This window comes from Loktanella sp. PT4BL, assembly GCF_003201935.1.
GTDB lineage: Bacteria > Pseudomonadota > Alphaproteobacteria > Rhodobacterales > Rhodobacteraceae > Yoonia.
Window position 1 is genome coordinate 419,364 of the sequence record NZ_QJJL01000002.1, and the last position, 25,254, is coordinate 444,617.

At 57.8% G+C, this 25,254-nt stretch carries 22 protein-coding genes and 1 tRNA gene; 8 read left to right on the top strand and 15 right to left on the bottom strand.

Translation table 11 applies throughout. The features are described from left to right. Nucleotides 1-74: 74 nt before the first annotated feature. Both C7964_RS07005 and C7964_RS07010 read left to right on the top strand, forming a co-directional pair. A tRNA-Ile gene (locus C7964_RS07005) sits at nt 75-151 on the top strand. 96 nt (nt 152-247) lie between these two features. Beyond that, complete coding sequence (locus C7964_RS07010) at nt 248-1,456, top strand: NADP-dependent isocitrate dehydrogenase (protein WP_110278955.1); 1,209 nt, start codon at nt 248-250, stop codon at nt 1,454-1,456. Nucleotides 1,457-1,520: 64 nt separating this feature from the next. Here the strand turns inward: C7964_RS07010 and C7964_RS07015 are convergent, their stop codons facing one another. After that, nucleotides 1,521-2,429, bottom strand: a complete 909-nt coding sequence (locus tag C7964_RS07015) for a transferrin-binding protein-like solute binding protein (protein WP_110278956.1) — start codon at nt 2,427-2,429, stop codon at nt 1,521-1,523. Nucleotides 2,430-2,719: 290 nt separating this feature from the next. On the opposite strand from C7964_RS07015, the gene typA reads away from it, so the two are divergent. Further along, nucleotides 2,720-4,537 carry a translational GTPase TypA gene (gene typA / locus C7964_RS07020; RefSeq protein ID WP_110278957.1) on the top strand — a complete coding sequence of 606 codons (1,818 nt, stop codon included), beginning with the start codon at nt 2,720-2,722 and terminating at the stop codon, nt 4,535-4,537. Between the two features lie 5 nt (nt 4,538-4,542). Here the strand turns inward: typA and C7964_RS07025 are convergent, their stop codons facing one another. From C7964_RS07025 to recA, 4 genes are all read right to left on the bottom strand, one after another. Further along, complete coding sequence (locus tag C7964_RS07025) at nt 4,543-5,019, bottom strand: MOSC domain-containing protein (RefSeq protein WP_502693555.1); 477 nt, start codon at nt 5,017-5,019, stop codon at nt 4,543-4,545. Further along, entirely contained in the window at nt 5,016-5,303 is a 288-nt protein-coding gene (locus tag C7964_RS07030; protein WP_110278958.1) for a DUF1330 domain-containing protein, read from the bottom strand. The genes C7964_RS07025 and C7964_RS07030 overlap by 4 nt, the downstream gene beginning before the upstream one ends. Further along, the gene (gene alaS, locus C7964_RS07035; protein WP_110278959.1) at nt 5,300-7,999 is read right to left on the bottom strand and encodes an alanine--tRNA ligase; all 2,700 of its coding nucleotides are present in this window, start codon (nt 7,997-7,999) and stop codon (nt 5,300-5,302) included. The genes C7964_RS07030 and alaS overlap by 4 nt, the downstream gene beginning before the upstream one ends. Nucleotides 8,000-8,177: 178 nt before the next feature. Beyond that, nucleotides 8,178-9,260: a recombinase RecA gene (recA, locus tag C7964_RS07040; protein WP_110278960.1), complete on the bottom strand. Its 1,083-nt coding sequence runs from the start codon at nt 9,258-9,260 to the stop codon at nt 8,178-8,180. 194 nt (nt 9,261-9,454) lie between these two features. On the opposite strand from recA, the gene C7964_RS07045 reads away from it, so the two are divergent. Beyond that, the gene (locus tag C7964_RS07045; RefSeq protein ID WP_110278961.1) at nt 9,455-10,057 is read left to right on the top strand and encodes a gamma-glutamyl kinase; all 603 of its coding nucleotides are present in this window, start codon (nt 9,455-9,457) and stop codon (nt 10,055-10,057) included. Here C7964_RS07045 and glpK read toward each other — a convergent pair. Further along, nucleotides 10,054-11,544: a glycerol kinase GlpK gene (glpK, locus tag C7964_RS07050; RefSeq protein WP_110278962.1), complete on the bottom strand. Its 1,491-nt coding sequence runs from the start codon at nt 11,542-11,544 to the stop codon at nt 10,054-10,056. The two genes, C7964_RS07045 and glpK, sit on opposite strands and share 4 nt — an antisense overlap. A gap of 25 nt (nt 11,545-11,569) precedes the next feature. Beyond that, nucleotides 11,570-13,111 (bottom strand): glycerol-3-phosphate dehydrogenase, encoded by a 1,542-nt coding sequence (gene glpD / locus C7964_RS07055; RefSeq protein WP_110278963.1) that lies wholly within the window; start codon nt 13,109-13,111, stop codon nt 11,570-11,572. Nucleotides 13,112-13,283: 172 nt separating this feature from the next. Between glpD and C7964_RS07060 the strand changes: the two genes are divergently transcribed. Then, complete coding sequence (locus C7964_RS07060; protein ID WP_110278964.1) at nt 13,284-14,042, top strand: DeoR/GlpR family DNA-binding transcription regulator; 759 nt, start codon at nt 13,284-13,286, stop codon at nt 14,040-14,042. A gap of 51 nt (nt 14,043-14,093) precedes the next feature. Here C7964_RS07060 and C7964_RS07065 read toward each other — a convergent pair whose 3' ends face one another. The 3 genes from C7964_RS07065 to C7964_RS07075 form a co-directional block, all read right to left on the bottom strand. Then, on the bottom strand, nt 14,094-14,678 hold the full coding sequence (locus C7964_RS07065; protein WP_110278965.1) for a hypothetical protein: 585 nt from the start codon (nt 14,676-14,678) through the stop codon (nt 14,094-14,096). A gap of 156 nt (nt 14,679-14,834) precedes the next feature. After that, the gene (locus tag C7964_RS07070) at nt 14,835-15,560 is read right to left on the bottom strand and encodes an RlmE family RNA methyltransferase (RefSeq protein WP_110278966.1); all 726 of its coding nucleotides are present in this window, start codon (nt 15,558-15,560) and stop codon (nt 14,835-14,837) included. Nucleotides 15,561-15,575: 15 nt separating this feature from the next. Next, nucleotides 15,576-16,688 (bottom strand): Ppx/GppA phosphatase family protein, encoded by a 1,113-nt coding sequence (locus C7964_RS07075; protein WP_110278967.1) that lies wholly within the window; start codon nt 16,686-16,688, stop codon nt 15,576-15,578. Nucleotides 16,689-16,939: 251 nt separating this feature from the next. Between C7964_RS07075 and C7964_RS07080 the strand changes: the two genes are divergently transcribed. From C7964_RS07080 to C7964_RS07090, 3 genes are read left to right on the top strand one after another with little or no spacing between them, the layout of a single operon-like run. Continuing rightward, nucleotides 16,940-17,236, top strand: a complete 297-nt coding sequence (locus C7964_RS07080) for a virulence factor (RefSeq protein WP_110278968.1) — start codon at nt 16,940-16,942, stop codon at nt 17,234-17,236. A gap of 41 nt (nt 17,237-17,277) precedes the next feature. After that, complete coding sequence (locus C7964_RS07085; RefSeq protein ID WP_110278969.1) at nt 17,278-18,207, top strand: methylenetetrahydrofolate reductase; 930 nt, start codon at nt 17,278-17,280, stop codon at nt 18,205-18,207. Nucleotides 18,208-18,219: 12 nt separating this feature from the next. Next, entirely contained in the window at nt 18,220-19,287 is a 1,068-nt protein-coding gene (locus C7964_RS07090) for a methyltetrahydrofolate cobalamin methyltransferase (protein ID WP_110278970.1), read from the top strand. A gap of 74 nt (nt 19,288-19,361) precedes the next feature. On the opposite strand, the gene C7964_RS07095 is transcribed toward C7964_RS07090, so the two are convergent. From C7964_RS07095 to C7964_RS07115, 5 genes are all read right to left on the bottom strand, one after another. Further along, entirely contained in the window at nt 19,362-20,129 is a 768-nt protein-coding gene (locus C7964_RS07095; RefSeq protein ID WP_110278971.1) for an HpcH/HpaI aldolase family protein, read from the bottom strand. 80 nt (nt 20,130-20,209) lie between these two features. After that, on the bottom strand, nt 20,210-21,301 hold the full coding sequence (locus tag C7964_RS07100) for an ABC transporter ATP-binding protein (RefSeq protein WP_110278972.1): 1,092 nt from the start codon (nt 21,299-21,301) through the stop codon (nt 20,210-20,212). A gap of 18 nt (nt 21,302-21,319) precedes the next feature. After that, on the bottom strand, nt 21,320-22,936 hold the full coding sequence (locus C7964_RS07105) for an alpha-glucosidase (RefSeq protein WP_110279444.1): 1,617 nt from the start codon (nt 22,934-22,936) through the stop codon (nt 21,320-21,322). Between the two features lie 128 nt (nt 22,937-23,064). After that, nucleotides 23,065-24,222, bottom strand: coding sequence for a carbohydrate ABC transporter permease (locus C7964_RS07110; protein ID WP_110278973.1), 1,158 nt, complete (start codon nt 24,220-24,222; stop codon nt 23,065-23,067). Then, nucleotides 24,222-25,229, bottom strand: a complete 1,008-nt coding sequence (locus tag C7964_RS07115) for a carbohydrate ABC transporter permease (protein ID WP_055292641.1) — start codon at nt 25,227-25,229, stop codon at nt 24,222-24,224. The genes C7964_RS07110 and C7964_RS07115 overlap by 1 nt, the downstream gene beginning before the upstream one ends. Nucleotides 25,230-25,254: the final 25 nt, after the last annotated feature.

Sequence of the window (25,254 nt, forward strand, 5' to 3'; positions counted from 1 at the left end):
GCCCTGTGGCACGGAATTTTCAATTGCTGCCGCTTGACCCACCCGTCCAGTCTGCTACTCCAATCTTCACGAGGGGGCCTGTAGCTCAATTGGTTAGAGCAGAGCGCTCATAACGCTTTGGTTGCGGGTTCAAGTCCTGCCGGGCCTACCATCTCCCCAAACAGTATGCGAATGCATACCGGGGCTTCCCGTGTGACGCATGATACGCTATGGCTGCAGCAGATTAACCGCGCCACGGAGACACATTATGTCAAAGATTAAGGTAGAAAACCCCATCGTCGAACTCGACGGTGACGAGATGACCCGCATCATGTGGGACTTTATCAAGCAAAAGCTGATCCTGCCCTATCTGGATATCGACCTGCTCTACTACGATCTTGCGATGGAGGTCCGCGACGAGACCAACGACCAGATCACGATTGATGCCGCCGAAAAGATCAAGGAAATCGGCGTTGGTGTGAAATGTGCAACCATCACGCCCGATGAAGATCGGGTTGAGGAATTCGGCCTCAAGAAAATGTGGCGCTCGCCCAATGGCACGATCCGCAACATTCTGGGCGGTGTGGTGTTCCGCGCGCCAATCATCTGCAAGAACGTGCCGCGTCTTGTACCGGGCTGGACCGACCCGATTGTGATCGGGCGGCATGCCTTTGGCGACCAGTATAAAGCCACCGATTTCCTGATGCCCGGCCCCGGCAAGCTAACCATGAAATTCGTGGGCGACGATGGCACCGTGATTGAAAAAGAGGTCTTCGACAGCCCCGGCGCAGGTGTGGCGATGGGCATGTACAATCTCGACGATTCGATCATCGATTTCGCCCGTGCCTCATTCAACTATGGTCTGAACCTTGGCTGGCCGGTCTATCTTTCGACCAAGAATACAATCCTCAAGGCCTATGACGGACGGTTCAAAGACCTCTTCCAAGAGGTGTTTGACACGGAATTCAAAGACAAGTTCGCGCAAGCCGGGATTGAGTACCAGCACCGCCTAATCGACGACATGGTCGCCTCAGCGATGAAATGGTCGGGCAAATTCGTCTGGGCCTGCAAGAACTATGACGGCGATGTGCAGTCCGACACTGTGGCGCAAGGGTTCGGGTCGTTGGGCCTGATGACCAGCCAGTTGATGACCCCCGATGGCAAGATCGTCGAGGCCGAAGCCGCCCACGGCACTGTCACGCGCCACTACCGCCAGCATCAGGCGGGGCAAGCGACCTCGACAAACTCTATCGCGTCGATTTTCGCCTGGACCGGCGGGCTCAAGCACCGCGCGAAGCTGGATGACAATGCGCAACTGATGAATTTTGCAGAAACCTTGGAAAAGGTTGTCGTGGACACTGTGGAAAGCGGCTTCATGACCAAGGATCTGGCGCTGCTGGTCGGCCCCGATCAGGGGTGGCTGACAACCATGGGGTTCCTTGAAAAGATCGACGAGAACCTGAACAAGGCGCTTTAAGGCAAAAATATAAAGAGCCGCGTGGGTCGCGCGGCTCTTTTGCCTTGATGATGAGGTCTTCGGTCTATTCCGCTGGCAGGATGAACCTTCCCACCCCGTCATAGGCCCCGACACCAGTCACCGTTATATCTATGGCGAGCACACCGCCCAGTTCATCCGCGTTGGGGCCATAGAAGGTTGCGTCAATCTCTGATCCGTTGTTCACACATCCCGTGGTGCATGTCAGACCGCCTGCAAAGCCGTTTCCGGCCAAGCCGAGCGAGCCGCCCATGTCGACATTTCCTGCGCCATTCACCTGGCCATCCAGTGCAACACTGGCATTGCCTGTGCCTGTAAAGTCGACGTCGAAGATCATGCCGCCTGCATATTCCGTGTCGGAATTTGGCGCGCCCGACAGAGATCCAAAAGATTGAAACGCGCCGGTGTAGGTCACTGTTCCGCCGCTCCGCGCCGCAATCGTCGCAGGATCGGTTTCAAAACCGAAAACATAGGCGGCTTCGCCGTTGATGCCGTTCAAGCTACCGACGGAAGCCTCGATTGCGGCTGCATAGGCGCCTGTGCGATTTGGTTCATAGGTGAGTGTCACGGTCTCGCCGCTTGCCAGAACGCCCTGACCGTTCGTGATGGTGATTGGCGCTGAGTTACCAAAAATCGTGATTGTCCCATCAAGATTGGGCGTGTCGCCCTGAAAGAACCCTGCATCAACCGTGATCCTCGCATTTTCAATAGTCGGAGCACCGCCTGACTGAAAGCTTGCGCTGCGCATGGTGATTGCCTGATCCACGGCGTCATCTGGCAGCGTCTGCCCCACCGCACCAAATGGCAGGCCGTTCGACCCTGGCGTTGGGTCAACGCCCCCACCACCTCCGCCGGAGCCACCACCGCTATCGTCACCACCGCCGCCACCGCCGCCACAGGCGGACAGTGTTAAAAATGTGACGAAAGACAGAGGCTTCACGAGATGAGAAATCATATAGTCATTCCTAAAGTCTATTTGCGCCCAAACAGGCCTGAAACACATTTCTTTTCGGCATCTTAAATAACTATGTGGCCAAATCTTGGCGGCCCTCCCATCCTTATTTCAGTGCAGGCAATTTTTCGCAATACAGCAGGTTTCCGGTGCGGCTTGCGACGGCTTTGACGGCCTATATGCCACGAAAACGGAACGTTGCGGCCGGCGAAAAGAGGATTGCGACAATAAGGGGTAGCTTTTGCTGCAATTGCACGGTATCCGCGCGGCAACTTCCGCACAAAGGCAGACCAATGGACATTCGCAATATCGCGATCATCGCACACGTTGACCACGGCAAGACGACCCTCGTTGACGAACTACTCAAACAGTCGGGCATTTACCGCGAAAACGAGGCGACACAAGAGCGCGCCATGGATAGTAACGATATCGAGCGCGAGCGCGGGATCACTATTCTTGCGAAATGTACCTCCGTTGAGTGGAAAGGCACCCGCATCAATATCGTCGACACCCCCGGCCACGCCGATTTCGGTGGCGAGGTCGAGCGCATCCTGTCCATGGTCGACGGTGTTGTTCTGCTGGTCGATGCCGCCGAAGGCCCGATGCCGCAAACCAAATTCGTGACGTCCAAGGCGCTGGCCCTTGGCTTGCGCCCCATCGTGGTCGTCAACAAGGTCGACAAACCTGATGGTGAGCCTGATCGCGCTGTCGACGACGTGTTTGATCTCTTCGCAGCACTCGAAGCATCCGACGAACAGCTTGATTTCCCAACCATGTTCGCCTCGGGCCGTTCCGGTTGGTGTGACGAAGAACTCGACGGCCCCCGCGAAAACCTTGATGCGCTGTTTGACAAGATCGTCGAACACGTGCCGACCCCTGCGCAAATCACCCGCAAGGATGAACCGTTCCAGATGCTGGCAACCACACTGTCCGCTGACCCGTTCATCGGCCGTATTCTGACGGGCCGCGTTGAGGCAGGCACCCTGAAAGCAGGTGATACGATCAAGGCGCTTTCGCGTACCGGCGACAAAATCGAACAGTTCCGTGTGTCCAAGATCCTCGCCTTCCGTGGTCTGTCCCAGCAGCCCATCGATGTGGCCGAGGCCGGTGACATCGTGACCATCGCAGGCATGACCAAAGCCACCGTGGCCGACACGCTCTGTGATGTCAGCATTGATGTGCCGATCCCTGCGCAACCGATTGACCCCCCAACCATCACCGTGACCTTCGGCATCAATGACAGCCCGCTGGCTGGCCGTGACGGCAAAAAGGTGCAGTCCCGCGTCATCCGCGAACGCCTGATGAAGGAAAGCGAGGTCAACGTCGCGATCAAGATCGCAGACACCCCCGGCGGTGACGCCTTCGAGGTCTCTGGCCGTGGCGAATTACAGATGGGCGTTCTGATCGAAAACATGCGCCGCGAAGGTTTCGAGCTCTCCATCTCGCGCCCGCAGGTCATCTTTTCCGAGCAAGACGGGCAACGCATGGAACCCGTCGAGGAAGTGACCATCGACGTGGATGACGAATATACCGGCGTCGTGGTCGAGAAGCTCACTGGCCCGCGCAAGGGCGATCTGGTCGAGATGAAACCGGCCGGCGCCGGCAAGACCCGCATCATCGCGCATGTGCCGTCACGTGGCCTGATCGGGTATCACGGTGAATTCCTGACCGACACACGCGGCTCCGGCGTTCTGAACCGCCTGTTCCACGGCATGACCCCCTACAAAGGCAAGATTGATGGCCGCCGTCAGGGTGTTCTGATCTCGATGGAAAACGGCACATCGGTTGCCTTTGCCCTGTGGAACCTCGAGGACCGTGGCAAGATGTTCATCGGCGCACAGGAACCCGTCTACACCGGCATGATCATCGGCGAGCACAGCCGCGAGAACGATCTTGAGGTGAACCCGCTGAAGGGCAAAAAGCTCACCAACGTGCGGGCCTCGGGCACCGACGAAGCGGTCCGCCTGACCACACCGGTGACCATGTCACTGGAACAGGCGATTGCCTATATCGACGACGATGAACTGGTCGAAGTCACGCCAAATGCGATCCGGCTGCGCAAGCGCTACCTTGATCCGCACGAGCGCAAACGCCAGTCACGCGCGAGCTAACTGACTTAAGGTGACGCGGGTTCCACCGCGTCACCGACACGTACAACGCCCGGCTTGGTGACACTGGCATACCAGCCGCCATGGCCGCGCATCGCGTTATATCCGCCCGGTCCCAGTGCCTTCTCCATGCGTGAACAGGGCGGGCACGGCCCCTCGATTTCCAAAATCACATTACCCAGGCGGAGCAGCCCCTTGCGTAGCGCAAGCAGGTTAAGCCCCGACACCACCAGATTACGCCGAAGCACCTCTGGCGCGATCTCGCACAGGTTGGAAAACGCGGCGATGACCGGCAGATGCTCTGCCTGTATCAGTGTCACCGCCCGCTTGCCTGCGCGTCCGTGATCACCCAGCAGACCTGCCATGGTGACTTCAACACTTTGCACAACTTCCACCGGATCGTAGCGCGCGTTGCGCAGCCCGATCCACTCCAGACGGCCCACCCGCGCGTGGCGGGCCATCATGTCGCCAAGCTGGCCTTTCAAGCGATCTCTTGGACGATGCTCAATTCACGCTGGCTGGCACCTTTGGCAAAGCTCAGCGCCTCTTGGTAAGCGTCCGAGTAATAGCAGTCATGGGCGGCCTGCAGGCTGGGAAAGCGGGCAACCACGTTGCGCGGGCGATCAGGCCCTTCCAACTGCTCATAAGCACCGCCACGGGCCAGAAAGACGCCGCCGTGCGCGGCAATCGCACCTGTCGCGCGCTTGGCATATTCACCATAAGCGGCCTCGTCCGTGACCTTCACATGGGCAATCCAGAGTGCGCTCATTTCAATCCCTCCAAAACAGTCTTTGCCGCCGCAATCGCAGCATCAGCATTTTCAACCGAAGCACCACCGCCCTGCGCCATATCAGGACGGCCACCCCCGCCTTTACCGCCCAGTTCAGGCGTGACAGCCCGCAGAATATCCACCGCCGAGACACGGTCGGTCAGATCCGCTGTGACACCAACCGCAACAGCAGCCTTGCCACCCGCATCGGCGATCAACACAACGGCACCGCTCTCCATTGATGCCTTCATCTCGTCGATCAACGCGGGCAGGTCCTTGCCGGTCACACCGCTGAGCACCTGTGCCTGAAACGCGATACCATTGATCACCTCGGCGGGTGCTGCCTCTTTCGCCCCCCCGCCCATCGCCACCTCACGGCGCAGTTGCGCCACTTCGTTGGCAAGCGCCTTGCGTTCATCCATCAACGCCTTGATCCGGTCAGCAACCTCTGATGCCGGCGCTTTCAACACAGCCGCCGCCTGGTTCAGGCGGGCATCCTGCGCGCGCAGGTAATCCAGTGCCGCCTGCCCTGTCAGCGCTTCGATCCGGCGGACACCGGCACTTGATGCGCTATCGCCCAGGGTCACAAAGGCCCCGATTTCACCCAGTTGCTTCACATGCGTCCCGCCGCAAAGTTCCAGTGAATAGGTATTCCCGTCAGCGCCCTTGCCCGAACCCACCTGCCGGCCCATCGACACGACACGCACCTCGTCGCCATACTTCTCGCCAAAGAGCGCCTGAGCACCCATGGCGCGGGCATCATCCGGTGTCATGATACGTGTCTCGACAGGGGTGTTCTGACGGATGATCGCATTCACATCATGTTCGACCTGCGCCAGTTCTTCGGCGCTCAAAGCTTTGGTATGACTGAAATCAAACCGCAGGCGATCGGGGGCGTTCAACGACCCGCGCTGTGCGATATGATCGCCCAGCACCTCGCGCAGTGCCTCGTTCAGCAGGTGCGTCGCCGAGTGGTTTGCGCGGATCTTCCCCCGATTGATGTGATCCACCTCGAGGCGGACAGGCTCGCCTACAGAGAGTTCACCGTGATCAACCGTCAGATAATGGGCAAAGACACCGCCCGGCATCTTCTTGACGTCCGAGACGTGGCCTGAAAACTGAGGCGCCTGCGCGTTGGGGTCACCAACGAGTGCACGCACATAGCCCTGATCGCCCACCTGACCGCCGCTTTCCGCGTAGAAAGGTGTCTGGTTCACGACGACCCAGCCCGCAGCACCTTTCGCGCTCAGCGCATCAATGCTCTGGCCTGCTTCATCAACAATCGCCACGACCTGCCCTTCGGCAGTCTCGGTCTCATACCCAAGAAAATCTGTCGCGCCATGCGCATCCGCAATATCGAACCAGATTGCACTATCGGCAGCTTCACCCGTGCCGGACCAAGCGGCGCGCGCCTTGGCTTTCTGCTCTGCCATAGCGGCATCGAACCCGGCTGTATCAACCGCGCGTCCCTTTTCGCGCAGGGCGTCCTGCGTCAGATCAAGCGGGAAACCGTAGGTGTCATAAAGCTTGAACGCCGCGGCACCGGGCAATGCCGCACCTTCGGCCAGCCCGCTGATTTCGTCGTCAAGCAGCTTCAAACCCCGATCCAGCGTTTGTTTAAAACGCACTTCCTCGTTCAGCAGCGTTTCTTCAATCAGACGCTGGCCGATCCCCAGTTCAGGATAGGCCCCGCCCATCTGCTGGATGAGCGCAGGCACAAGTTTGTGCATCACGGGGTCTTTGCCACCCAGTTGATGGGCATGGCGCATCGCGCGCCGCATAATGCGGCGCAGCACATAGCCACGCCCCTCGTTCGATGGCAGCACGCCTTCGGCAATCAGGAAGGACGTGGACCGCAGGTGGTCTGCGATCACGCGGTGGTGCGTGTTGCCCGGACCATCCGGGTCGGTCGAGGTCACATGCGCCGAGGCCTCGATCAGTGCGCGCATCAGATCGGTATCATAGTTGTCATGTTTGCCTTGCAGCAAAGCGCCAATACGCTCCAGCCCCATGCCGGTGTCGATTGACTGCATTTCAAGCGGTTTGAGCGTGCCGTCCTCGAACTGTTCGTTCTGCATAAAAACGATGTTCCAGATCTCGATGAACCGGTCGCCGTCCTCTTCCGGTGATCCCGGAGGGCCACCCCAGATATGATCGCCGTGATCGTAGAAAATCTCTGTGCAGGGCCCGCAGGGGCCAGTCGGGCCCATGCGCCAAAAGTTGTCATCGGTCGGAATGCGAATGATCTTGTCATCCGAGAAACCGGCCACTTTCTTCCAGATCGCGGCGGCCTCGTCATCGGTGTGATAGACGGTGACCAACAGGCGGTCCTTGTCGATGCCGAATTCCCGCGTCAGCAATTCCCAGGCATAGGGGATCGCCTCTTCCTTGAAATAATCACCGAAACTGAAATTGCCCAGCATCTCGAAAAACGTGTGATGGCGCGCTGTGTAACCCACATTATCAAGATCATTGTGCTTGCCGCCGGCACGCACACATTTCTGGCTGGTGGTGGCACGCGTATAATCGCGGGTCTCCACACCCGTGAACAGGTTCTTGAACTGCACCATACCCGAGTTGGCGAACATCAGGGTCGGGTCATTGCGCGGCACCAACGGGCTTGAGGCCACGATCTCATGATCCTGAGAACCAAAGTAATTCAGAAAGGTCGAACGGATGTCGGCAAGACTGGTCATAGCGCACTTTCAAGCAAATATGTCTGTTAGCCCGCAGAAATAGCCCCGCCTCTTGGCACTGTCCACCAACAAACGGGGGTGATACTTTCCATGTCCAATCAAACTTCCGCCGGAGGCAGCCATCAAAAAAGGGCACCGCTGCAGCGGCACCCTTCTCAGCGTCAGTCACCTGTGGCGCTTAGACTTCGACAAGGTCGTCATCGCCGTCTCCATCAATCCCGTCAGCCATATCGAACTCAAGCCCGTGCGCCGCACGGATCTTATCCTCGATCTCGAGCGCAATCGCCGGATTTTCTTTCAGGAAAATCTTCGAGTTCTCACGCCCCTGCCCGATCCGCTCATCTCCATAGCTGAACCAGGCACCGGATTTCTCGACAATCCCCGCCTTCACGCCCAGATCTAGCAATTCGCCCGTCTTGGAAATGCCTTCGCCATACATGATATCGAATTCGACCTGTTTGAACGGCGGTGCGACCTTGTTCTTCACCACTTTGACGCGGGTTGCGTTGCCCACGACTTCATCACGGTCCTTGATCGCGCCGATGCGGCGGATATCCAAACGGACAGAAGCATAGAACTTCAACGCGTTACCACCGGTCGTGGTTTCGGGCGAGCCGAACATCACACCGATCTTCATGCGAATCTGGTTGATGAAAATCACCATACAGCCGGACCGGTTGATCGAGCCTGTCAGCTTGCGCATCGCCTGAGACATCAAACGCGCGTGCACACCGACCGAACTATCGCCCATATCGCCTTCGAGTTCGGATTTCGGTGTCAGCGCCGCCACAGAGTCGACAACAACAAGGCTCACCGCTCCAGAGCGCACCAGCGTATCCACAATCTCAAGCGCCTGTTCGCCGGTATCGGGCTGTGAAATCAGCAACTCATCAAGGTTCACGCCAAGCTTCTTGGCATATTGCGGATCAAGCGCATGTTCAGCGTCGACAAAGGCGCAAACACCGCCCTTTTTCTGCTCTTCCGCGATGGAATGCAGGGTCAGCGTCGTTTTGCCCGATGATTCAGGGCCATAAATTTCAATCACACGGCCTTTGGGCAAACCGCCGATCCCCAATGCGATATCCAGCCCCAGCGAACCGGTCGATGTCGCCTCGATATCAGCCATCTGGTTCTGACCGCCCAGCTTCATGATCGAGCCTTTGCCGAACTGTCGTTCGATCTGTGCCAGCGCGCTTTCGAGTGCTTTTTCTTTGTCTGCTGTTTTCTTGTCAGTCATTTTGAGGAGTTCTGCCGTTGCCATCTGTCCTGTCCTTATTTCACGCCGTCCCATGGGCGGCAATCACTGCTTTTGTTCTCATTGTGTTCTCTTTGTTAATGAGATCAAAAGTAGAACATTGCAACATAAATTTTCATAGCTCACATTCAACGAATGGTGGTTAAGGAATGGTTTATGGCCTAGCATTGTTTCGGATATAGACGAAAGACAGCGATCAAATGCTTGTTTTCTGGAAAGAAAATCTGGTTCTGCTGGCAGTTCCAAAGACCGGATCAACCGCGCTCGAGGGCGCTTTGGCACCGCGTGCATCCATGGTGCTGCGTGATCCGCCGCATCTGAAGCATGCGCCGTGCTATCGCTACAAACGATTCTTGAAGCCTTTCTTCAAACAGGCTGGCGGGCAGGACCCCGAATTGATGGCCGTGGTGCGCAATCCCATCGACTGGCTGGGCAGTTGGTATCGCTACCGGACACGCCCCGATCTGATCGGACACGAAAACAGCACAGCGCACATCAGTTTCGACGATTTTGTGCTGGAATACTGCAAAGGTGATCCGGCCCCTTTTGCCAATGTCGGGTCGCAAAACAAGTTCCTGCGCATCAATGACGGCGAGATCGGCGCTGATCACCTTTTCCAATACGAGCAATGGGATAAGGTGATTGCATATCTTGAAGAGCGGCTCGACATGACAATCAATCTGAAACACAAGAACGTCTCGCCTGTGATGGCGCTGACCCTCTCGCCCGACACCGAAGCAAAGCTGCGCGACAAACGTGCCGAAGAATTCGCAGTCTGGGAACTGGCCCGGCGTTCGGACTAGCCCTGCGTCAGGGTGCGCCGCACCGCATCCTGCCAGCCTGCATAGCGGCGTTCGCGTGTGGCTTCATCCATCTGCGGCGCGAACCGCTGGTCCAGCATCCAGTTCGCGGCAAACCCTGCCTGATCTGGATAAACACCTGCCCGCATGCCTGCCAGCCACGCGACACCCAGTGCTGTGGTCTCAAGCACCGTGGGCCGATCTACCGGCGCGCCGATGATGTCGGACAGAAACTGCATCGACCAATCGGATGCGCTCATGCCCCCGTCAACCCGCAAAACGCCCGTTTTCTCAGCACCTTGCCAGTCGCTCTTCATTGCCTCCAGCAAGTCACGGGTTTGAAAACCAACACTTTCAAGGGCTGCACGCGCAAATTCGGCAGGCCCAGAATTGCGGGTCAGACCATAGATCGCCCCACGCGCATCCGCATCCCAATAAGGTGCACCGAGCCCTGTAAAGGCCGGCACCAGATAGAGCTCTTGTCCCTGATCGGCCGTCTCTGCCAGTGGCTGTGTCTCTTTTGCCTCGCGGATAATCTTCAGACCATCGCGCAGCCATTGCACCACAGCGCCTGCGATAAAGATCGACCCTTCAAGCGCGTAGGTGGGCTTGCCATCAAATTGATAGGCAATTGTGCCCAACAGGCGTTTCTGGCTCTCAACCAGTGTGTCGCCTGTGTTGAGTAGCGCAAAACACCCTGTCCCATAGGTCGATTTCAGCATACCCGGTTCAAAACAGGCCTGCCCGATGGTCGCGGCCTGCTGGTCGCCTGCCACGCCCAGAATTGGCAGCTCTTTGCCAAAGAGATCGGCGCGCGTGGTGCCAAAGTCGGCGGCGCAATCCAATACCTCTGGCAGCATCGCGGCAGGGATACCGAAGCGGTCACAGATCGTGGTGCTCCACCGCCCTTTGCGGATATCGTAAAGCATGGTTCGCGCGGCATTTGTGGCGTCTGTGACATGCCGCTTGCCGCCTGTCAGCTTCCAGATCAGGTAGCTGTCGACGGTGCCGAAAAGCAGCTCACCCGCCGCGGCGCGATCTTTCGCACCCTCCACTGTTTCCAGAATATACCGCAGTTTGGTGCCCGAAAAATAGGGATCAGCCAAAAGACCCGTTTTCTGCGTGATCGTCGCTTCAAACCCTTCGCGGCGCAGTTCCTCGCAAAAGGCGGCTGTCCGGCGGTCCTGCCAGACGATGGCATTATGTATCGGCTTGCCTGTCTTCTTATCCCAGACCAGCGTGGTTTCGCGCTGGTTGGTAATGCCGATTGCGGCCACATCAGCGGCTGTGATCCCCGCTTTCTCGATTGCACCACGGCAGGTCGAGGCAACAGAGGACCAGATATCGGACGGGTCATGTTCAACCCAACCCGATTTGGGGAAATGCTGGGTGAATTCCTCTTGCGCGGTCGCTTTGATCCGCATCTCTGCGTCAAAAATAATCGCGCGGCTGGATGTCGTGCCTTGGTCGATGGCCAGAATATAGGTCATGGTTCCCCCCGTTTGTCTTTTTGTTTCAAGACGCCATGAAAGCGTCAAGGCCTGCAACTTGTTCGGGCGTCAGGCGCAGGCCCAGTTTCGAGCGCCGCCAGACAATATCTTCGGCGGTCCGCGCATATTCACGGGCCATCAGCCATTTCACCTCGGCCTCGGTCAAGGTCGCGCCGAAGTCCTGCCCAAGATCCTTTGCTGCCGATGCCTCGCCCAAGATGGCGCGCGCTTCGGTGCCGTACGCCTTGATCAGGCGCAGCGCCCAGCGGTCGGTCAGGAACGGATAGTCCGACATAAGATCAGCAACCAGCTTGTCACGGTCTTTGACCTTGAAATCCCCCCCGGGCAGAGCCGCATCGGCCGTCCAGGGATCGCCGCCACCAATCAGCGGGATCAGCTTCTTGAGCGCATTCTCGGCCAGTTTGCGGTAGGTTGTGATTTTGCCACCAAAGATATTTAACAGCGGCGCGCCGTTTTCATCCAGCGACAAAACGTAGTCACGGGTCGCCGCTGTCGCGGATTTGGCGCCGTCGTCATAAAGTGGCCGCACGCCCGAATAGGTCCAGACCACATCATCACGGGTCACGGGTTTTTCGAAATACTGCGATGCAAAGGCGCAAAGGTAATCCTGTTCGGCATCCGTGGCATAGGGTTTTTCCGACAGGTTCTCATGCTCTGCATCGGTCGTGCCGATCAGGGTGAAATCCATTTCATAGGGGATCGCAAAGATGATCCGCCCGTCCTCGCCCTGAAAGAAATAGCTTTTGTCGTGATCAAACAGTTTCTTGGTCACGATATGGCTGCCGCGCACCAGTCGCACGCCTTCCGATGTGTTGAGCCGCGCGACATCACGCACGATGTTTTCAACCCAAGGCCCGCCTGCATTGACCAAAGAACGCGTGGTATAGGTCTGTTGCACGCCGTCATGTTCGGTCACGATCTCCCACTGCCCATCGACACGCGCGGCGCTGATCACTTTGGTGCGCGTCATGATCGTGGCACCGCGCGCCTCTGCATCGCGGGCGTTCAGCACGACAAGCCGCGCGTCTTCGACCCAGCAATCGGAGTATTCATAGGCTCTCTGAAACTTGCCCTTCAGCGGTTTTCCGGTGTCAGAAGTGCTCAGATCAACCGTTTTCGTGCCAGGCAAGATTTTGCGACCACCTAAATTATCATAGAGGAAAAGCCCCAGCCGGATCAGCCACGCAGGCCGCCTGCCTTTCATCCATGGCATCACTGTCGACAGCAGCTTCGACGTTGGCGTGTCATTCTCGAACCGCATGTCCTTGTGGTAAGGCAACACAAAGCGCATGGGCCAGCTGATGTGGGGCATGTTGCGCAACAGAACCTCACGCTCGACCAGCGCCTTGCGGACCAGACCGAATTCGAAAAACTCCAGATACCGCAGGCCCCCGTGAAACAGCTTGGTCGAGGCCGATGATGTGGCCGACCCAAGATCGTTCATCTCGGCCAGACCCACTTTCAGCCCGCGTCCCGCCGCATCACGCGCGATCCCGCAGCCATTGATGCCACCACCGATGATAAAAACGTCGAAATCTGCGCTCATAACCTGTCTCTTTGCGATTTTTCCCGCGTTTGACGTGACAGCCCAACGGGCGCAAGGCACAACGCCGCCAGTGTTCGCCGAATGACACACGAAAACGACACGAAAGCAATTTTTGCTTTGTATATTGTGGTTTTCCGGTTTGTTCTGTTCGCTTTTTATCTTAAACGAACATATGGACACCGAAACCCGCCTCTCCCGCATCCGCGCGCTGGCCCAAGCCGAAGGCAAGGTCATGGCCACCGCGCTGGCCCACGATCTTGACGTTGCGGTACAAACCATCCGCCGCGACCTGCGTCAGCTTTGCGCCGCAGGTCTGCTGGAGCGGATTCATGGCGGGGCCGTCCTGCCCTCGGGTGTCAGCAACATCGGCTATGGTGACAGGCGCGCGTTGAACCGCGACAGCAAGATCAGGATCGCCCGCAGGGCGGCACAGCTTATCCCTGACAACGCCTCGCTCTTCCTCAACATCGGTACCACGACCGAGGCGGTGGCCCATGCCCTGCATGCCCACCGTAACCTGATGGTAGTGACCAATAACCTTAACGTTGCCAATATCCTTGCCAGCAACCCCAGTTGTGAAGTGGTGGTGGCGGGCGGCAGCCTGCGGCGATCGGATGGCGGGCTGGTGGGGGATCTGGCCGCGCTGGCGATCGACCGTTTCAAGGTTGATTTCGCCGTGATCGGCGCGTCGGCCATCGACCTGAGCGGCGACCTCTTGGACTTCGACCCCGAAGAGGTGCGGGTGAGCCAACAGGTGATCAAGGCCGCGCGCGCCACGATCCTCGTGGCGGACAGCACGAAATTCACACGCAAGGCCCCTGTGAAAATCGCGTCACTGGCGCAGGTGGACCATTTCGTGACGGATCGCGTGCCCTCGGAGGCTTTGATCAACCGGTGTGCGGATTGGGGGACCAAGGTGGCCTTGGTATAAAGCACCTGCAATGGAACCGCAGATATGAGCCCAACGAACCGTCAGCAAACGTCATGGTTTTGTTGATGCGCTATCATATGATCTTTGGTGCTTGTGATAGCCCTCTGCGTCCCCGTATTCCAAAAACTCGGGATAGTAGCGATGTACGCCTGCCATCCGTCTCGCGTGTTTGATCGGACACCAGTATTTTTCGGTGCGACCAGCGACCTCCGCAGAGTAGGCCAACAAACCGTTGCCGTAAGAGCAGTACATGCAGTTCAGTTTTTCCAGCCCGTTCAGATAGGAAAGATGCCTACGATCGAAGGTTATGAAATCGGCGCGACGCACCTTTTCGATCCGATAAACCGGAAAACATATCGCCTGATAAAGTGTGACGAATATATCCAGCAAAACAAACGGGATGATGACGGAATAGATGACAGGTGCGGTCACTATGACAAGAGGGCGTGCACCGGCCACATAGGACAACAGTTTTCGCTTGAGCATCTGATGCCGTTGCCGCACTTCGCGCTCGAATATGACCCGTCCCCTTTCGATATGGTAGCGAAACTCGCGACGACGGCGCTCAAGCTTTTGTTCAAGCTCTTCTTCCATGCTGCGGATACGGTCCACCAATTCGCTGATGCTATCAGTCATTTTTCGCTCCCGGGGTTCAAAGAATTCATAGCTTAAGGATGTCGGCCAATTATGACCATGACTATTGGAAACAGGCCGACAGCAGGTCAGATGGGTTTCATACGAAGACTGGCAGTTGCTTTACAAAGGCCTGCCCGGTGCCGCAACGCAGCCAACCTAGGCGTCGCTGCCCTTGAACCCTGTTGCCACCACGAATTTCTCTGAACTGTCCGACCGTGATGCAGGCGGTTTGACGTTCGCAACCTTGGTGAACCGTGCTTTCAGAAGCTTTTGCAAATCGCCCTCGGCCCCGCCTGCCAGAACCTTGGCCACAAAGGTCCCGCCCTCTTCCAGCACGTCGAAGGCGAAATAGGCTGCCGCCTCGCAGAGCGCGATAATGCGGTTGTGGTCGGTCTGTTTGTGCCCCGAGGCCGAGGCCGCCATGTCGGACATCACCACATTGGCTTTGCCGCCCAGCCATTCCTTGACCTTCACGTCGGCGTCGTCTTCCATGAAATCGAGCTGGTGGATTTCGGCCCCTGCGATCGGTTCGACCTCTTGCAGGTCCACACCCAGAACAAAGCCCTGCGCCTTGCTGGTGCGCTCACCCAGCGTATTGGCGCGTTTGACCGCCACCTGCAGCCAACCACCCGGCGCACAGCCCAGATCAACGATGCGCGCACCTGGCACGAGGAACCGGTATTTATCGTCCAGCTCAAGGATTTTATAAGCCGCCCGCCCGCGATAGCCTTCGGCCTGGGCGCGTTTCACGTAAGGATCATTCAGTTGCCGCTGCAACCATTGGGTCGAGCTCAGCTTACGCCCGCGGGCGGTCTTTACCTTCACGTGCAGATCGCGTTGCCCGCGACCGGAGGTATTCTTTTTTGTCGGACGTTTCACCATGACAGCGCCTTAACCCTAAAACGGGGTGTCTTCCAAGACCCCATGCGCCGACATCTGGGCATAAAGCAGCCCTTCCCGCAGGCCGCGGTCCGCCACAGACAGCCGGTCGGTGGGCCAAAGCCGCATCAGCGCCTGCAAAATCGCCGAGCCCGACATGATCAGGGCTTGCCTGTCCTTGCCAATGCGCGGGTCATTGCGGCGTCCTGCGGGTCCCAGCAAGAGGTAATCACGGATCACCGCATCAATCTGGTCTGTCGTCATGCGCAAACCGTCCACCTTGGTGCGGTCATAGCGTTTCAGGCCCAGATGGCTCGCGGCGACTGTTGTCACCGTGCCGCTGGTGCCGATGATCTGAAATCCTTCGCGCGCCTGAGCGGCTGCATAGGGCGAAAATTCTTCAAGGTTCTCTTCAAAAAACCAGCTCATCAGCGCGAAACGTGCGGCGTCGTCTTCGACATCCTGGAACTGGTCGCGCAGCGTGGCGACACCCAAAGGCACAGAAATCCAGTCCACGACCTTGGCCGCAGCGAAAGGCCCGGGATCGGATTTGAACCCCGCATGCAACCGCATGATCGCGCGCGGGCGTTCGCGCTTGGGAACATTGGTCAGATCAATCCAGACCAGTTCGGTCGACCCGCCGCCAATATCCACCACCAAAAGCTGTTCGGTGTTGACACTGACCAGAGGCGCGCAAGAGATCACCGCAAGACGCGCTTCTTCCTCGGGTTTGATGATTTCCAGATTGAGGCCGGTCTCGCGCCGCACCTGCGCTACAAAACTGTCGCCGTTCAGCGCACGCCGGCATGCCTCTGTGGCGACAAGACGCATATGTTCAACGCCGTGACGTTTGAGTTTCTCGCGGCAGATCCGCATCGCCGAAATCGTGCGGTTCATCGACGCGCGCGAAAGCCTGCCGGTGCTTTCCAGACCATGGCCCAATTGCACCGACTTCGAAAAACTGTCGACCACATGGAATTGACTGCCCTTGGGTTGGGCAATCAACATCCGGCAACTATTTGTGCCCAAATCCAGCGCAGCATAAAGCTGCGATGGATCAGGCGAATTCGGCGCGGGGCTATCGACCGCTTTCGGGAACGCGCCCGCACCATCGGGACGCTTGGGCGCCATTGTCTACGCCCTCCATTTTCGAGTTACCCTCAAGCTAGGCGGGGAAAGGACTTTGCACAAGTCTTGTCGTGCATTCCCCCGCGCGGCTCACAACGATTATGCAAAATTTGAAGATGCCTGCCGATAGCCGTCCCGCTGCGGATCGGATAGCAAACGCGTCGTCGCTCACTGCACAATGGAGGTCGAAAACCGACATTGAAGGGGGCAATGCGATGATAGAACGAGAGCAAGAGAAACGAGAGGAATCACATATGGCCGACGTCACGATCGTCTATTGGCGCGACATGCCAGCGCAGGTCATTGTGGGCCGTGGACGGCGCGGGGTGAAGCTGCCCCTGCCGGAACGGTTTGAACAGGCGATTGACCGTGCTGCGATGAAATCAGGTGCGGCTGAGTCCGATGATTACATGGCCGGTTTTCGCAAAGCCGATCCCATTCCTGTCGATGGCACCGATCAAGAAGCAGCAGAAGCCACTGTCGCCAGGATCGATGCTGAATATGACCTGGAGCGCATCAAGACGCTCATTGCCAATGATGGCTGGGCTTGAAGACCCCGCCCCCTTTCCCCACGCGCCTATCGGAGGTCGTTATGTCACTGCTCTCATTCCGCAAATCCAAAGAGGTCGCCACGCCGACCGTCAATGCCCAGATGGAAGCCTTCCTGAAGGATTATTCCATCGAAGTGATGCCACGCACCGCCGAAAAGGTGGAAGACTTCCGCGAACTGCTACCCGCTGGCACGCGGGTCTATATCGCCCATATCGAGGGCACACCGATTGAAGACATGGTCGCAACGGCCAAACGGCTGGCCACGGACGGCTATAAGGTGATGCCGCACTTCCCCGCACGGATCATCAAGGATGAGGCAACGCTGGCCGACTGGATTGCGCGCTATCAGGGCGAGGCGGGCGTCGATCAGGCGCTGTTGTTGGCCGGTGGCGTGGCGACACCGCATGGTGACTATCATTCATCCATGCAACTGCTGGAAAGTGGACTGTTCGACAAGGCTGGCTTCAAACGCCTGCATGTCGCGGGTCACCCCGAAGGCAACCGCGACATCGACAAGGACGGGTCGGACAAGAACGTCATGGAGGCGTTGCGCTGGAAACAGAAATTCTCTGAAACCACTGACGCGGAAATGGCGCTGGCCACGCAGTTCGCCTTCGAAGCAGGGCCGATTATCGCTTGGGCTGATGCCCTGAAAGACGCTGGCATCACGATCCCCGTTCACATCGGCATTGCCGGTCCGGCAAAACTGCAAACCTTGATCAAATTCGCCATTGCCTGCGGCGTTGGGCCTTCTTTGAAGGTGCTGCAAAAGCGTGCGATGGATGTGACCAAGCTGCTGCTGCCCTATGAGCCAACCGAAGTCCTGACGGAACTGGCAGCGCATAAGGCGGCCAACCCGGACTTCAATATCACCAACGTCCACTTCTTCCCCCTTGGCGGCATCAAGACGAACGCCAACTGGGCCATCGAAAATGGCGGCGCTTCTGCCGTTCCAGCATCTCAATCCTAAGGACCGCTCATAATGACACGCACGATTGTTGAATCCAAAACCAAGACTGCCATTATCGGGTTCGACCAGCCCTTTTGCGTGATCGGTGAACGGATCAACCCCACGGGCCGCAAAATTCTGGCCGAAGAGCTGGAGCGCGGTGATTTTTCCCGCGTCGAGGCGGACGCCATCGCACAGGTCGCGGCAGGCGCGAATATCCTTGATATCAACTCGGGTGCGGTTTTTTCCAACAAGATGGCCGAAGACCCGCGCTATGCGGACAACAACTTTGTCGAACCGCCTTTGATGAAGGAAATGATCGAACGTGTGCAGGCGATTGTGGATGTGCCGCTCTGCATCGACAGTTCGGTTCCCGGCGCTTTGGAAAACGGTCTGGCCGCGGCCGAAGGGCGGCCCCTGCTGAACTCTGTCACCGGCGAGGAAGAGCGACTGGAACTGGTGCTGCCGCTGGTGAAGAAATACAACGTGCCGGTGGTGGCGATTTCAAACGATGACACAGGTATTTCAGAAGATCCGGACGTGCGCTTTGCGGTCGCCAAGAAGATCGTGGAACGCGCCGCTGATTTTGGCATTCCAGCCCATGATATCGTGGTCGACCCGCTGGTCATGCCGATTGGCGCGATGGGAACAGCCGGTTTGCAGGTTTTTACGCTGGTGCGGCGCTTGCGCGAAGAACTGGGCGTGAACACGACCTGTGGTGCATCGAACATCAGCTTCGGTCTGCCGAACCGTCATGGCATCAACAACGCTTTCCTGCCGATGGCAATGACTGCCGGCATGACTTCGGCCATTATGAACCCTGTGGCACTGCCGGTCGGGCCCAAGAAGATCGCGGAAAAGAAAGCAGAGATTCTGGCTGCGGGAATTATCCTGCCGGATGACATCGACGACGAGACTTTCGTGACGCTTTTTGGCCTTGGCTCGACCAAACCACGTGCGGGCAAAGAGATGGAAGCGATCCGCGCGGCCAACTTCCTGACGGATAATGATCCTTCGGGGTCCGAATGGATCAAGTTCAACCGCGTCGCCCCCAAAGAGGGCGAAGGGCGCGCACGGACAGGGCGGCGCAAGCGCGGCTAGGAGCAGACTCTGACGAATGGCAGCGGCCAAATCCTCTTTGAGGATTTGGCCGCAATCTCTATGTCAGAAATTGGCTAGCGCCCCACCCGCCCTGCAAGTCCGCGCAGGGCGGTGTTGAGCACCGCCAAATCACCGCCAACACCCAGAAACGTCACGCCTTTTTCGGCGTATTCGGCAAAACGGCTCTCATCAAAGGTGATGATCCCCGCAATCTTGCCCGCCGCAACGGTGCGCGCAATCAAATGGTCGATTGCTTTTTCCACTTCGGGATGATCCGGCTGGCCCGGATAGCCCATGTCAGCCGACAAATCCGCAGGCCCAACAAACACTCCGTCCACGCCATCCGTCGCGGCAATTGCGTCAATATTCTCAACGGCCTCAGCACTTTCGGCCTGCACCATCAGGCAAACCTGCGCATTGGCGCTATGCGGATAGTCCGGCACCGCGCCCCAGCCTGTCGCGCGCGCCAGAACGGCCCCCATCCCGCGATTACCCTCGGGCGGATAGCGCATCGCCAGGGCCATCTTTTGCGCCGTCTGCGCATCATCGACCATCGGGATCAGCACAGTCTGGCACCCCAGATCAAGCACCTGCTTGACCATCCACGCCTCGGCATTTGCGATCCGCACGACAGCGGGTGTGCCGCTGATGGCCAGCGCCTGCAATTGCGGTAGCATCTCACTCACCGTATTGGGCCCGTGTTCGCCATCAATCAGGCACCAGTCGAAGCCTGCGTTCCCCGCAAGCTCGGCCAGCACAGCTGTGCCGGATGTCAGCCAGATACCGTGCTGGATCTGACCGGATTGAAGCGAGGCTTTTAGTCGGTTGATGGGTGTTTGCATGATGGAACCTCAATGATTAATTGCGCCGATGCGATCACATCGGCGCAATACAAGCAACTCGTTACGCTCGGGAGGAACCCTTATCTGTAATAGAGCGACTGTCCGTTGTGGAATATCTGCACCTTCTCAGGTGTTGCGGCCATACGGACGGATTTTCCGCGCAGATCAGCGTGAATACCGGGCAGCTTGCCAATGACGGCGTCATTGTCACCAACTTTGTCAAAATAGAGCAAGGTAACCTCACCCAGAGCTTCGGTGATATTGACCTTGCCTTCAAAGGCATAGTCGTCACCCGACGATTCAACCATATCCTCGGGGCGAATACCGACGTTCACCTGCAAACCCTTGTCCGACGCCTGCGTCGGCACGGCCGATTTCACCAGACCACCCCCGGCAAGTTTGACAACGGTTTGCGCACCGGTTTCCACGATTTCACCGGCCAGTAGGTTCATAGCTGGCGAGCCGATAAACTGCGCCACAAATTCGTTCTCGGGGCGTTCATAAAGCTCGAGCGGGGTGCCGACCTGGGCGATCCCCTTGTTGGCCAGCACCACAATGCGGGTGGCCAGCGTCATCGCCTCGACCTGATCGTGGGTCACGTAGATCATCGTGCTGTCGGGCATCGACTCCTTGAGTTGGGCAATCTCGATCCGTGTGGCCACACGCAAGGCGGCGTCAAGGTTCGAAAGCGGCTCGTCAAAGAGATAGACCTTGGGGTCACGCACGATCGAGCGGCCAATCGCGACACGCTGGCGCTGACCACCAGAGAGTGCCTTGGGCAAACGATCCAGATAATCATCCAGCTGCAGGATCTTTGCGGCGCGGTTTACCGCCTCATCAATCTCGGCCTGCGATTTCTTGGCAAGCTTGAGCGCGAACGACATGTTATCGCGCACGGTCATATGCGGATAGAGCGCATAGGACTGGAACACCATGGCAATCCCGCGTTGCGCAGGGGGCACGTCATTGACGACCTGACCGTCAATCTGCAACTCGCCGCCCGTGATCTTTTCCAGACCCGCGATCATCCGCAACAAAGTGGATTTGCCGCAACCGGACGGACCAACAAAAACGATCAATTCGCCCTTTTTGATATCCAGATTGATGTGCTTGAGCACATCCACCGTACCGCCATAGGTCTTGGCAACGTCCGTCAGTATCAGATCAGCCATATCTCACTCCCCTTATAATTATGTCTTGAGCGCGAGGCAGACCTGCCACGGCCCAAGGTGCAGTCTTCCGTCTGCAGATGTATGTGCACTGCCCAACTCGGCACCGATCGGTGTCCAGTTCCCCTCGGGCAGATCGAAATCGGATGGTGTTTCACTGACGTTGAAAGCGCAGAATATCGTCTGCGCACCGGCAGTCCGCGTGAAATACACGACATCGCCTTTGGCTTGCATGCGGTCATGTTCACCGATGCTGAGTGCCGGATGCGAATGCCGGAAAGCGATGGCCTTGCGGTAGTGGTGCAACAGGGCGCCTGGCTCGTCCTCTTGTGCCTTGACCGACAGATGCAGATGCTCGGACGCGACCGGCAACCACGGCCGTGCGTCAGAAAACCCGCCATTCTGGTTGTCACTGTCCCATACCATTGGGGTGCGGCACCCGTCACGGCCTTTGAACTCGGGCCAGAACTCAATGCCGTAGGGGTCCTGTAGGTCTTCAAAGGCGACATCGGCCTCTGGCAGGCCAAGCTCTTCACCCTGATAGATACAGACCGACCCGCGCAGACACATGATGAGCGTCGCGAACATACGCTGTGCCGCTGGCGGCAAATGCCAGCGCGTCGCATGGCGCACCACATCGTGATTGGAAAACGCCCAGCAGGCCCAGCCGTCAGCGGCCTTTTCATCCACCTGCCCCATCACATCCACGATGCGTGCAGCGGTTGGCTGATCGGCGGCCAGAAACTCGAAAGCATAGCACATCTGCATCAGATCATCGCCAGCGGTGTATTGGCCCATGATCTCAAGCCCGCGCTGCGCATCGCCCACTTCGCCCACGGCGGCGGCGCCATAGGGTTCCATTACGGCCCGCAATTTGCGCAGAAAATCAATGTTTTCTGGCTGGTTCTTGGAGTAGAGATGTTCCTGGTGGTTATAGGGGTTCACCGAAGGCGCGATATTGGCGTTGCGCTTTTCCTTGGGCAATGGTGGATTGTCGCGCAGCTGCGCGTCGTGCATGTAGAAATTAATCGTATCCAGACGGAAGCCGTCACAGCCGCGGTTCAACCAGAACCGCGCGACATCCAGCAACGCCTCTTGCACCTGCGGTTCATGGAAGTTCAGGTCCGGCTGGGACACAAGGAAATTGTGCAGATAGTACTGCTCGCGCCGGGCGTCCCACTGCCATGCCGAGCCGCCAAAGATCGACAGCCAGTTGTTCGGCGGCGTGCCATCCGGCTTGGGGTCGGCCCAAACATACCAGTTGGATTTGTCATTCGTCCGGTCCTTGCGGCTCTCGGCGAACCAGGGGTGCTGGTCGCTCGTGTGGCTGAGGACCAGATCAATCATCACTCGGATGCCCAAACGGTGTGCGGTATCGACAACCGCATCAAAATCCGCGATCGAGCCGAACATCGGGTCAACGTCGCAATAGTCGCTGACGTCATAGCCGAAGTCTTTCATCGGAGACATAAAGAAGGGCGAAATCCAGATCGCATCAACACCCAGCGACGCGATATAGGGCAAGCGCTGCACGATCCCCAAAAGATCGCCAATGCCGTCGCCGTTGCTGTCCTGATAGCTGCGCGGGTAAATCTGGTAGATGACCGCCCCCCGCCACCAATCGTGGTCTACAGCCATTTCGGTATTATTGGCCAGCGCCGTCGTCATAATGTGTCGTTCCTATTCCATGCCCCTGCCCGGGTGTTGATCCGGGATATCTCAGGGGGCGTAAGTGTTGCCCCGGGACTGGCCCGGGGCGCGTGATTTTATTTGACTGACCCTGCCAGAAGGCCACGGACAAGGTATTTCTGCATCGCAAAGAAGACGGCGAGTGGCACCGCGATCGACACAAAGGCCGAGGTCGCAAGGATTTCCCAGTCACCGCCACGGGTGCCCAGCAATTCCACGATCTGCTTGGTCATAACCGTCGTTTCGCCGGTCGCGTCAATCAAGAACACCAAGGCCACCAGAAGGTCGTTCCATGTCCACAGGAACTGGAAGATCGCAAAGGAGGCCAGCGCCGGAAAACTGAGCGGCAGGATAATCTTGGTAAAGATCTGGAAATCCGTCGCACCATCCACTTTGGCGTTCTCGATGATATCGCGCGGCAGGCCGACCATGTAGTTGCGCAACAGATAGATCGCCAAAGGCAGGCCGAAACCGGTATGCGCAAGCCATGTGCCCAAATACCCTTTGCCGATACCAATCGCGTTGTGAAGCGACAGGAGCGGAATAAGGGCCAGTTGCAGCGGCACAACCAGGAGCCCCACGATGATCGCAATCAGCAAGGCGCGCCCCGGGAAATCCATCCAGGCCAGTGCATAGGCAGCAAAGGCCGCAATCAGGATCGGGATAATCGTGGCAGGAATGACAACCGTTAGCGTGTTCATAAACGCCTTGGCCATGCCTTCCGAGTTATCCTCATCAAAGAGCACGAAGCTGTAGTTATCCAGCGTGAAATCCGGCGGCGTTGTGACATCAAGGAACACCCGTTGGGCACGGCCACTGATCTGGTCATCATTGCCTTCCCAGACATAAGAGCCGTCGGCCTGCACCGTCAGCGTCTCACCGTCGCCCAGATCGTTTACGTCACCGGGCTGGAAGGCGCCCAGATCGCGGCTGGATGTGGCCCAAGACCGCAGCTCTCCCTCGAAATTTTCACCCTCAAAGATGTTGCCTTCGACCATGAAACGGCCGTTGCCCAGATCGACACGGGCCTCATCAGGGTCCGCGACGCGCAGTTGGATCGTCTGCTCGGCTGGCAAAAATGACGACCACCAGCCCGATGCCGTGATCTGGTCACCGGTGCGGAAAGATGACACCAAGAGCCCCAAAGTCGGGAACAACCACAGCGCCACAAGCGCCACAACCGAGATGTTCAGCGCCCATACGACGGCGGGCTTACGTCCTGCAATCGCATCCATTACTGCATCTCCTTGCGTGCGTTATAGACGTTCCAGACAAGGATCGGCGTCACCATCAGCATGATAATCATCGCCGAAGCCGAGCCCATGCCCCAATCGTTGGCGCGGAACAGCTTGTCATACATGTAATTGGCCAGAACCTGCGTCTCCCACTGGCCGTTGGTCATCGCGAAGACGATGTCAAAGACCTTGAGCGTGGCAATCGTGATCGTCGTCCAGACCACCACGATCGTGGACATAATCTGCGGCACCTTGATCTTGAAGAAAATCTGGAAAGGGTTCGCGCCGTCGATGACCGCGGCCTCGATCGTTTCCTCTGGAATACCGCGCAGGGCGGCAGAGAGGATCACCATGGCAAAACCGGTCTGGATCCAGATCAGCACGGCCATCAGGAAGAAATTGTTCCAGAATGGCACCTGCAACCATTGCACCGGCGCGTCGCCGCCAAATGTCAGGTAAAGATGGTTCAGGATACCGATCTGGGCCACGTCCTCGGGGCGGGCCTCGTAGACCAGTTTAAAGATAACGGCCGCACCGACAAAGGAGATCGCCATCGGCATAAACACGATGGATTTCGCGATATTGCCCCATTTCAGGCGGTCGGTCAGCTGTGCAGCCAGCAAACCAAAGGCAGTCGCGGCGGCAGGCACAACGACCAGCCAGAGGACGTTGTTCAGCATCGCCTCCATGAACTTCGGCTCGGCGAACATCTTGCTGTAATTCTCAAAACCGACAAAAGCATATTCGTTGCCGGGCAAACGCTCGAGGAAGCTGAGACGGAGTGTCGCGAAGACGGGATACGCAAGATAAAGACCCAGGGCCAGCAAGGCGGGCATCAGGAACACCCAAGGCCGGATCATATTGGCGCGGTTGATATTGCGGCCCGCATTGGGACCTTCTGCTTTGAATAGCACCTTATCAAGAAAGAGGTTCGCGCCGTAGAAGTACCCTACGCAGCCCCCGACCCCGATAATGATGGTGATCAATCCCTGTAATGCCGGATTCATAGCGCCCTCCCCTTCGCTGTATCTT